General features: G+C 45.5%; 9 protein-coding genes and 1 pseudogene. All 10 read right to left on the bottom strand.

Annotated features, from left to right (window positions below):
• Window positions 1-191, bottom strand: a pseudogene (locus A4E54_RS07145) (tyrosine-type recombinase/integrase); the annotation flags it as partial.
• Between the two features lie 95 nt (window positions 192-286).
• On the bottom strand, window positions 287-952 hold the full coding sequence (locus A4E54_RS07150; RefSeq protein ID WP_240083264.1) for a helix-turn-helix domain-containing protein: 666 nt from the start codon (window positions 950-952) through the stop codon (window positions 287-289).
• Between the two features lie 672 nt (window positions 953-1,624).
• Window positions 1,625-1,867, bottom strand: a complete 243-nt coding sequence (locus A4E54_RS07155) for a stalk domain-containing protein (RefSeq protein ID WP_240083265.1) — start codon at window positions 1,865-1,867, stop codon at window positions 1,625-1,627.
• A gap of 81 nt (window positions 1,868-1,948) precedes the next feature.
• Window positions 1,949-4,000 carry a M56 family metallopeptidase gene (locus tag A4E54_RS07160; protein ID WP_240083266.1) on the bottom strand — a complete coding sequence of 684 codons (2,052 nt, stop codon included), beginning with the start codon at window positions 3,998-4,000 and terminating at the stop codon, window positions 1,949-1,951.
• An 8-nt stretch (window positions 4,001-4,008) separates the two neighbouring features.
• Window positions 4,009-4,371 carry a BlaI/MecI/CopY family transcriptional regulator gene (locus A4E54_RS07165; RefSeq protein ID WP_240083267.1) on the bottom strand — a complete coding sequence of 121 codons (363 nt, stop codon included), beginning with the start codon at window positions 4,369-4,371 and terminating at the stop codon, window positions 4,009-4,011.
• 88 nt (window positions 4,372-4,459) lie between these two features.
• Window positions 4,460-5,800 (bottom strand): hypothetical protein, encoded by a 1,341-nt coding sequence (locus tag A4E54_RS07170; RefSeq protein WP_240083268.1) that lies wholly within the window; start codon window positions 5,798-5,800, stop codon window positions 4,460-4,462.
• Between the two features lie 21 nt (window positions 5,801-5,821).
• Window positions 5,822-6,307, bottom strand: coding sequence for an RNA polymerase sigma factor (locus tag A4E54_RS07175; protein WP_240083269.1), 486 nt, complete (start codon window positions 6,305-6,307; stop codon window positions 5,822-5,824).
• Window positions 6,308-7,441: 1,134 nt separating this feature from the next.
• The gene (locus A4E54_RS07180) at window positions 7,442-9,313 is read right to left on the bottom strand and encodes a M56 family metallopeptidase (protein WP_240084708.1); all 1,872 of its coding nucleotides are present in this window, start codon (window positions 9,311-9,313) and stop codon (window positions 7,442-7,444) included.
• Window positions 9,306-9,680, bottom strand: a complete 375-nt coding sequence (locus A4E54_RS07185; RefSeq protein WP_240084709.1) for a BlaI/MecI/CopY family transcriptional regulator — start codon at window positions 9,678-9,680, stop codon at window positions 9,306-9,308. Before A4E54_RS07185 ends, A4E54_RS07180 begins: the two co-directional genes overlap by 8 nt.
• A 125-nt stretch (window positions 9,681-9,805) precedes the next feature.
• A complete protein-coding gene (locus tag A4E54_RS07190) occupies window positions 9,806-10,003 on the bottom strand; it encodes a hypothetical protein (RefSeq protein WP_353681820.1) in 198 nt (65 codons plus the stop codon).
• Between the last annotated feature and the right edge of the window lie 274 nt (window positions 10,004-10,277).

A 10,277-nucleotide genomic window follows, 5' to 3' on the forward strand; every position in this document is an offset into this window, starting at 1 on the left:
TTGATCATCTCCAGCCATTCCAGCAGGAAGTCGGTAAACAGTATCCGCACCTCGCCGGAGATCGGGTTTACCTTGTCGGCCGGATTGTCCCGGATCAATTCAAGCTCCACGGCATAGGCCAATAAGCAAAACAAAGGAAGCGGAAAAATAAAAACCTCCGCTTCCTTTGATGTCAGCCTATAAAAGCTCACCGGCAACCGATGGGCTTTTATTGACAGGCAAGCATGAAAGGCCCGCCAAAGGGAAGCGCGGAAAGGGGGGCGCGCTCCTATGCGGGCCTATTGTGTTAAGCTACCCTGAATGTCAGGATTCTGGTTATGAGCTTCGTTTCCAGCCTGCGGCGAAATTCAGGGTCTACGCACAGATGGGGATTGCCGTTTTCGTCGTAAAGCTGCCTTATGGACAGCGCGGCAATATACCTCTCGTAGTGCTTTAGGACGGCGTTGATTGCGTTGATGTCGCCGTTGCTTGCCGCCGCAATGACGGGAAAAGGAAGCAAGCCGTTATTACCGGTTTTAGCGTGTGTGCTATTCATCCGCTTTTCCCTCCATGAATTTTTTAATTCCTGCAAAGTGCTTGTTCGACGATAGGCAACGGTGCGCCGGACAAGGTTCAAGAGTTCTCCGATCTCCCTGTCCGTCATGTCAAGAAAATAAAACAGCAGGATAATGTCGCGCCTGTCCGTCGGCAGAGCTTTCAAGGCTTCGCCTATGCGCTCATCCGCCACAGCAATGTCGTGGCCCAATACGTTAAAGCTGTATATCTCCTTGAAATACTCGTCCATGACGGCCAACTGCACCAATTCCTTTTTGGACAGCTCGTCCAAAGATATTTCCTGCTCTCTGCGTCTTTTCAGCTCGTCGTAATAGTCGCGGGCTTCATGCTTGAGTATCTTTTTGCAAAAGCTGTCAAAGGTGTGCCGCTTGTGTTCTTCGTGGGAATGAGGCTTCATGTTCTCACCTCCCTTCGCGTCCGCAAAGGCGGGTGATGGCTTCCCCTTTCGCCACTACTACGGTAGGGATGAAAAATTTGGCAAAATGAACGGCAAAAAGTGAACAACAATTTGCCGTAAAACGCAAAAAAGCCCGACTGGATAAAAACCAATCGGGCGCAGGAGCTTGTATATCTTAACGTGTAATGTGTGTAGGTAACTTCATAACCGCAATAGTCCCATAAAGCATCAAGTCTTTTTTTGAAAAGTAGAATGGTATCAGATTATGTCGAAGGCAAATAAACACGGCGGCATCCTCCTTGTGCCGCCGTGTCCTTAAAAAGGGACGAACTTAATACACCCTCTGCTATGCTATTTTTAAAAAAGGAAAACGGCGGCCTTGATTTTTATTTCAAAACCGCCGTTTGGCATTGAGCCATCTTCTCATTGAGCCATCTTCTATAGTATGATTATTACCGCCGAAACAACGGTTTTTTTGTAGCTTTCAAGAAGTGAACCAGTGTAGTGCCGTAAGAGAAAACCTCACTCCTAACAATTGTAAAATTGAGTTCTTCGTTCAATAATCCACTGCATTTCCAACGCTGTCTTCTGAGCACAATTTTTACCCGATACGTTTGGCGTTAGAGCAACTATTTCTTGGCTGCTGACAGCTTGTAAAATGGTTATCAGCAGTTATTTAATGTCAGAGCTTGGATTAAAATCACTGGTTGTATCGATAAGAACCGTGTTGGTGCGGCCATCCCAAACCACGCCGAGGTTCAGCATACGGGCGATGTCGTGCAGCTTTAAATAATTGCTGCCTCCAATATGATAGCCGGCACCACCCATTTTAAGATCACCGATATAAAGCCTGGCTGTGCTTCCCCTGGCAGATACTTGCGTAATGGTGCTATCGGCAAGGCTTTTCGTTTTCATTCTTCTGTGTAACCTTTTTCTATCTCTACATTTAATCGGGTAGCACGACAATTTTATTCTGGTATCGCTCGTACAATCATTTTATGGTATCGTTACATATTCACGCTGGCGGTAGACGATATTGCCGCCGTCATCCAACAAACCAATATCCAGCCGATAGGTTTTGCCGCTGTAAAGCTTATATTTCGGATCGGTATTGCGACTGGCATCGCTCACTACGTCACCGGTCACTAGGTGTACCACAGAAGTCTCTATCTCCTCTCTGGGAGTTAAAATGATATTCTGAGGAGGATAGCCCTTTTCAATTTCTCCGGCCCCGCTTAATATTTCCAATCCTCTGTCGTCGGTTACGTATATTTCATAGGAGGATATGGCATCCAAAGTGATATCCGTTTTCAAAATAATGCTGTCTGTGGAAGCGGCCGATACGGCGCAACTGATGCCGTCAACTTTTTTGTTTTTATAATCTTTTTCAAAATCCGCAAAAAACCGCGGAAACTCGGGGTTTTCCAGTTCATACAAAAAAGCCTGTTCAAAATCTCCGATAAACTCAAAATTGTCCGCTTCCAGGTAGTCGTATTGATCAAAACTTGCCGCCGGCACGTTGTCGTTTTCGTTCGCAGTATCAAAATTTACCGAGGCAAAGGAGATCTTTTTCTCACCGTCATAAGCAAAATATACGGAGACATGCCTTTTCTGTCCGGAATTCGGGGATATCAGACTTGCTACAGGTAAATTTCTATACTCGGGGTACCCTATATTATTAAATTCATGAAATTCCATCCCGCCTAAGGTGGAGGCTTCGTATACTCTTTTATTTTTATACAATATCGTGTTTGATGTCCCATAAAGGCCATATGCGCCGGAGGATAATTTTGCTTGCCCTCTTGTTCCTTTCAGCTCCAGTATAATGTGAGTCTCTACCCGTCCCTTGGTATCCCTTGTTTGTATACGGTTGATGGCGATGTCGGCATTTCTGTCGTCGCCGGTAATATCATTTACCCAAGGGGGTAGAGTTTTCCCCAGAACATTTACGCTGAATTTCACACCGTCCTTAAAATACACCTCATTTTGCGTTCTGTATTCCAGCCCGTCCTTGGTCATATCCGCCAGCGCGCTGCCGGTAAATATCGCTGTCGCTGTTACGACCGCCGCCGTAAGCACCGAAATGATCGATAGGATTTTCTTCGTTTTTTTTGCCTGTTTAATCATAGCGAATCTCCTTTTGATTTGTTTTGCGTCCGGACACATGGCGGTGGTAAAGGTTTGGTTTTTTAAGCCGGTGGCAGATAGCAGGCTGAGGATGGTTTTCATATAATTGTCTTTGTTTTCATCGTCCATATCCTTTGTCACCACCGCATCACAGGATATTTCGCAATCCTCAACCATATTTTTAACGACAAAGTAAACCAGGGGATTAAACCAGTGAACCGCCTTGACAAGCATGGCCAACCATTTATAGATCAGATCTTTTCGCTTGTAATGGGTAAGCTCATGCCGTAAAACAAAGGACAGGTTTTCACTCAACATATCAATATGGGGCAGCACTATAACGGGGCGGAAAATCCCAACCAGCAACGGCGCCGTTACCCCGTCCATCATCAGGAGTCCGATTTTGCGCCTTATTTTCATAGCCCCTTTGCATTCCTCAAGCTCCCGGCAATCCTTAACAGCAAAAGCGTTTTTCCTGATTTTGTGCCAAAAAACAATGTAACTGACGATACCGCATAACAGGAACAGGGCTGCGCCAAAGAGCCAAATCAAAGCCATTGCATCAATTATACCAATGGAAACATTGGGTGCCAGCTCAATACTTCTGTATTCCATGGGCGTACCGTCAAGGATTTTCGTTTCCTGATGACGTATAGGCGGCGGCTGATCTGTTGTTTGCGTTGCATTTGTCTGCTCTATTACGGCGGGGGGAGGCGCAGATGGAGCTTCGATGGTATGGGGCGGTAGTTTTATGGAAACGGGCACCACCATGGCGAGCAGGACGATAAGCCATATGTAATACTGCCATTTTGGGCTGAATGCTTTCCTGGTCAGTGGCTTTAACAGCAGCAGGATGCCCGCAAGCACGTCACCCACCACAGACAGGGTGAGAATTGTTTGGAAAATCGATTGTAGCATCATTCCCCCTCCTAAAGCTTGAACAGCTTCTTGATCTCTTGGATATCCTGCTCTGATATCTCTTTGTTCTCATAGAGCGCTACCACCAGATTTTTAAGAGAGCCGTCGTAAATTTTGCCAATCAGTTTCTTGGCCTGACGGATTTTATAAGCGTTCTCATCCAGCAATGGTGTGTAGAAATAGGATTTCCCTCTTTTCTCATAAGTGATTGCGCCTTTTTCGGCCAATCGGCTCAGTAAGGTTGAAACAGTGGTGTATTTCCACGTCTTATCCTCTAGCCTGTCACAGATATCGTAGGAAGACAACGGCGCGTCGCTTTTCCATAAAATTTTCATAATCTCCAGTTCCGCCTCGGTAATATTTACCTTTGACATTAAGTCACCTCCATTATTTGAGACTACAATTGTCGTTGGTATCTAAATACTACATTCGTAGTTTAAATTTGTCAAGTATTTTTGAAATTTATAAGGGGGAGCGCTGGCTTAAGCCAGGTTCCCCCTGGTAATCATGCAAGCCCGGCCCCTTTCTGCGAAAAGAGGTGCGGGTCACGTCATTCTGAGCCTTGTAGCCTGAAAAGTCGTTAAACCCGCCAATGCCACTGATCAAGAGCTGTCCGTTCTCCTCTGAAAAGGTAAGGTTGTCTATGGTATATCCAGCAAATCCCTCGGAGGTCATACCCTCATAGAACACGACCGCGACATTACCTGTTATCTCGATTACAAAGCTATTCACCCAAGGGCTGGAGACACCCGTTACCCAATTAATGGCCTCGTAGTAATCTTTGAATTCAGATTGCAGCTCCACACTCAGCAGATTGTACTGCGCATGGCCGTCGCGGTCTTGAACCGCCCGCGCCCACTTAGCGGCTATTGTATTCTTTTCGATTGCCGCTTCTTTCGGCACAAGACTTTTTGCGATTTCCATTGCCGTTCCCTCGTCTACTTTGGCGGAGTCAAAACAAAAGTTAAAGGCGCAACGGAGATCCGCAAGCATGATGTATAAATGAAGCTCATCCACATAGGAATCGTCATTTGCCGCCGCGGGCTGCGTCGCCCGGATCAACGCTTTGGCGGCAGGATAAGCAAAGCCGCTTAAATTTTCATTTGAAAGCGTTTCCCTGTGATTGTCCTGAAACTGGGAAACGGGATTATCCGGGTCGTAATTTCTGATTATAAAGGAGCCGACCGATTCACCGGAACGAGTAAAACCTAAATCATAGGTGTTGCCACTAGCACTCCAGCCTTCCGGAAGCGAAAACGAATAGATACCTGTATCGTATATTAAGGTGTTAATTTCGACTGTACACTCTTCTTCGTCGCAGGTGGAGGCAAGCAATAAATTAGCCGCGAGATCGGAAAGCATTATAAAATGAGTATTATTTATGGTATACGCGCGTATTGGAATCTGCCTCTTATCAATATAAAAGAGCGTCGTAGGCAAATGTGCAACGGTGCCTTTGTCACTGGACAGTTCGGACGGTTCGGACAACTCGCCGCCCACCGGCGTATAAGCCATTCCGGTTGTCAGCAAAACCGCATTTTGGTTTCCATCCCAGCTTATTTCAAACTGTTTTTTCGTGCCATTCAGTGACATCGCCAGGTCGCGCAGTTTGAAATATACACTGCCATCGATTTTATATGCCCACAGGGCTACACTTTTGCCATCGATGGAAAGTATATATTGAACGGGCGTTGCAGCAACATCGAGCGTGCCGACCGCCGCCAGCGCCGGGGTGCATAAAAGCGAGAATACCAATACCGCAGCCAATATCAAGTTAATTCGTTGTCTTATATATTCCACCATTACTATCACTCCTCGTATATATCATTTCATCATATAATTTACTGCTTTATTTACTGTCACTCCAAAACGCTTTTTTACTAAAAATATTGGTAAGCAAATTGCTTTTGCAATTTGTTGAATAGAAAATTTTTGCCAGTAAAAAAGCAGTAAAATATATCTTTCATCAAAGTTTAGACTACCAAGCATTTGAATAAGTTCCTTTTTCTTAACATCTACCTGCTCTTCTATGTCTTCTGATGTTTTGATAAGTATCGTAGAGCCATTCCACTCGGACTTTTTTTGTATCTTTCTGCCATACTTATATAATAATTTGATACTTCGCTCTTTAAATAAATTGGCATCCGCCTTGTCCGAAATATTATTGAAAGCTTCGCAAAACACATTAATTGTGATTTGTTCGGCTGCCTTCTTATTGCCCAAGGTATAAAGTGCTAATTTATACAGTTGCTTTGCGGTTGCATTATAGAGGAATTCAACCTGATTCTGTATTTCCTGATTGCTTTCCAAAACGCTGACCTCCACCGAAACAATTTATACCTTATACACGAAAATAAGCGCCTGGGCATCCCGCAGGGCGCTTATTATTTTTGCAGGACAACTTTCCAGTTGGCCCCGCCATCTTCGGTTCTCACAATGTTCAATTTATTACTCTGTGTGGATTTATTAACAATAACACCCCAGCCCAGTTGCTCATCGACAAAATCAATCAGCTTATTTGGAAATATATTTCATACCATTTATTATAGATTACTCATCCTTCTCTTTTTATAAGACAAGAAGATGAGGTTTTTGCAACAGGTTTTGTAAAAAAATCTTTAAATTTTAGTATGTTGCGAAAGTGTCTTTCTTGCTTCTACTACACAGAAATAACGACCATGGCAAGCACCATACAGCTTATCCATCGCACGAAATATGGTTTTGCAACACTCTCCAAGACTTTCGTTAGCATAACAGTGTGCATACAAAGAACATTGTGAGGAGGGTTAGCTCTACTCACAATGTTGAAGATTTTTGTCAATAAAAAATGTCACGCTTCATTTATGGATAAGCGAGACCCCTATTCCAAGAAACAATTGTGATAATGTTTTACCCCATCTTTAAACGGTACTGGCTGGTTATTCAGATGGTGGCGGACTATTGTATTGAGCAGCATTTGGCAACCATGTCGGCCCGCATGCCTCCGGCCATGCTTACCTTGCTCAAATCCTTCGGCAGCAGGCGGTATTCCAGCGCGTAAACATAGATAGGGGCATCCGCAAGATTATCAGATTGCGCAACCAGCTTCCAGACGGGTTATTTTACTGTCGATTATTTCAACTTCGGGGTTCTGTTCATAATGGGCAACGGTCAGTTTTCATCGAGCTTGGTTGTAGTTTGTCAGTCTGATGCGGCTTCGCCTTCTCCCGTCCGATAAGTGAAAATTTCAATATGGGCAGTATCGCTTTACCCTCCGCTCATTACAACTTTAAAAGTATGGTTTGCGTAAGCCTCTCGCGGTGTATAGATAAACTGTAACCGCCCGGCACGCCGGGTATCCAATCAATCGGCTCTCCCGTCGTCACATTGATGATGGCCCAGTTGACCTGGGGCATTTTGTCGGTGGTCTCCTTGATGTCTAGGCCAGGCTTTCACCGCTCCCGATCAAATAGGAACTTCTTCCCAGCTGTCGATGGCTGCGGCTTCGTCTGCTCCCGTCCGGTAAGTGAAAATTTCAATACTGGCCGTGTCGCTTTCCTCCCCGCTCATGACGACCTTGAACGTATGGTTTGCGTGAGCTTCTCCCGGCATATAGATAAACCTGTAGCCGCCCCGCGCGCCGGGATACCAATTTATCGGGGGCTCGCCGGTTGTCGCATCAATGATGCCCAAGTTGACCTGGGGCATTTTGTCGGTGGTCTCCTTGATGTCTATGGCCAGGCTTTCGCCGCTCCCGATCACAAAGCTCTTTCCCAGCTGTCCCCCTTGATGGCCGTCGATATTTTTCGGTATGACCGTTTTTTGATTGAAGATATCAGTAATTTTTTCCTTTTTATCGAATTTTGTCAGTATTTTCTGGCCTAAAAAATCTCCGTTTTGTCTGCTAATTATACGGGGTTTGAAATTTTCCGGCGTGACGACCTCATTGATGACATAGGCGCCGCGGCTGATCAGCTGGTTGATAAACGCCTGATGGTCATAATGATCGTCATGATAGCTCAGTTCAAAAGCAATCTGGTTTCTGATCATTTTTTCGATCACTTTATCGTCCCGGTAGGCGGCGGCCTTGCCGGCAAATGCGACGGTAACGTCTTTTCCTTCGATGGACAGGGTTTTTGTGGTCATGGTTGCAATCGCGGAATTTTTCTCTTTCCACTCCTTCTCCACACCGTAATAGGGGTTGGTCCGGTTATCAATATCTATTTTCCGTCCGTTGATGTCAATATAGGTTGTGCCGGGGCTAGGAAATGTCTTCCATGCGAAACCATCTTTTATATCGGAAAGCATATCCAGTGTACTGAGCACATTGTCTTCAAGAGTTCTGTGCCACTGATAGTCGGTTACAAATGCGCCGCCGTATTGGGACAGCGGTTTTAACTCCTCCGCAAACACCAATGACGTCACCGTTACGGAACCCGCTATCATCACCGCGGCCAGCACAGCGCCTAAAAATTTTCTGCTTTTTGTGTTTGTTTTCATAATAAGTTCAAACCTCCTGAATAATTGTTTTTTATTTCTGGCCAGGCTGCTGCTTAAAGCGGGGGAGGCGTTTGAGGCAAAATTCAAAATCATATCGCTGTAGCGTTTCTTTTCCTCCCATTCCATGTCCCGCGTTACTTTTTCATCACATGCGTATTCACAGGCCTCACTTATATTTCTCACCACGAAATACGTAACCGGATTAAACCAGTGCAGGGAATTTACCAATACGGCCAAAAGCTTGAACCAGGCGTCTTTTTGGGTGTGATGAGTCAGTTCGTGCCTCAATGCCAACTGATAATCATAGGCGCCGATTTCCGCCTTCGGGATCACAATTTTAGGCTTGAAAAACCCTATCAGCATAGGAGAATGAACATAGCCGCTTACAACAACATCCAAATTTTCCACCCTGTCCATGGGACTGTTTTGGGTTACCTTCTTTTTAAACCTGAAATAGCCGAACAGGTATCTGCGAATCATAAAGACAAAACCCGCCGCCCAAATTCCCAACATCCATTGTCCGGCGTCCGGAACCGGCAGATGATGCTGGACAGCCGTTTGCGCCGCGGCTGCCGGAACAGCTTCCGCCGGGGATGGAGCGGTTTCGCCGGCCAGGGCGGCTTGCTGCACGGGCGCTCTTTCCTCGATGACTACCCGCTGGGGCATAAGCTCCGCTACATTGACTTGTATCGGCACAACAAACAGCGCCAGAGAAAGCAGGCATATGTAATAATACCAAGTGCCGCCGCATTTTTTCACCAGCCTGGTTTTAAGCAATATAAGAAAAAGACTGATGATGCTGCCTGTGAGAGAAGTCATGAACAGCATTTCAATCATCGCTCTTCACCTGCTTTTCCATAAAAGCCCTAAGCTCTTCAATATCCTCTTTCGTTAAATTTTCATCCTGAAACAGAGCGCTGATCAGACTTTTGGTGGAGCCGTTGTGAATCGACCGAATAAAATTCCGGGTCTGCATTTTCTGATATTCTTCTTCGCTGATTCCCGCCCAATACTCATGGGCGTGAGAGCGACCGAGCTTAACCGATTTCAGCACACCTTTATTGATTAGCCTGCCGGCCAGGGTCAGGATGGTCGTTGTTTTTTTGCCGGGCAGTTTTTCCATGATATCCTTTGTGGTCACTCTTTCGCCACTGTCCCATACGATGCGCATAATCTCCATTTCTGCATCTGTAATATTCACCATAGTAACATTTCCCTCCGTTTCTACAACTTGTTTTTATTTTACATCTTGTAGAAATGAAAGGCAATAGGTATTTGAAAGTGTCTAAATATAATATTTTTGTGAACAAATACTTGCCAATATGCGGCCTAACATAAAGCACCTGTCCACTGAACAGCTTGCGGTAAACCACCTGTCCCTTTGAGGATGAAGCGACCGTTTGTGTCGTGACTAAAGAAAACAAGGTCGTTGGAGCTTACGGTCAAACCGTTGTCCACATAATATTTTCCCTGTGCCGCCGTTGTACGGGGGATGGAAATGCCCACTTGCCGATAATACCACTGCACAAGGTAGCTGCAATCAGTGTAGTTGCCCTTGGCTGGCTGTAGGGATCTTCCAATCTGGAAAGAGCCAGTTTGTCGGCTTTGCCTCCCAATTCCGCGACACGGCGGTATCCTCCTTAATACCGCCGCGTCCTTAAAGAGGGGCGAACTTAATACACCCTCTGCTATGCTATTTTTAAAAAAGGAAAACAGCGGCCTTGATTTTTATTTCAAAACCGCCGTTTGGCATTGAGGATTTTTATACGTATGATTATTACCGCCGAAACAACGGTTTTTT

This window comes from Pelotomaculum sp. PtaB.Bin117 (assembly GCF_002067195.1).
Lineage (GTDB): Bacteria > Bacillota > Desulfotomaculia > Desulfotomaculales > Pelotomaculaceae > Pelotomaculum_D > Pelotomaculum_D terephthalicicum.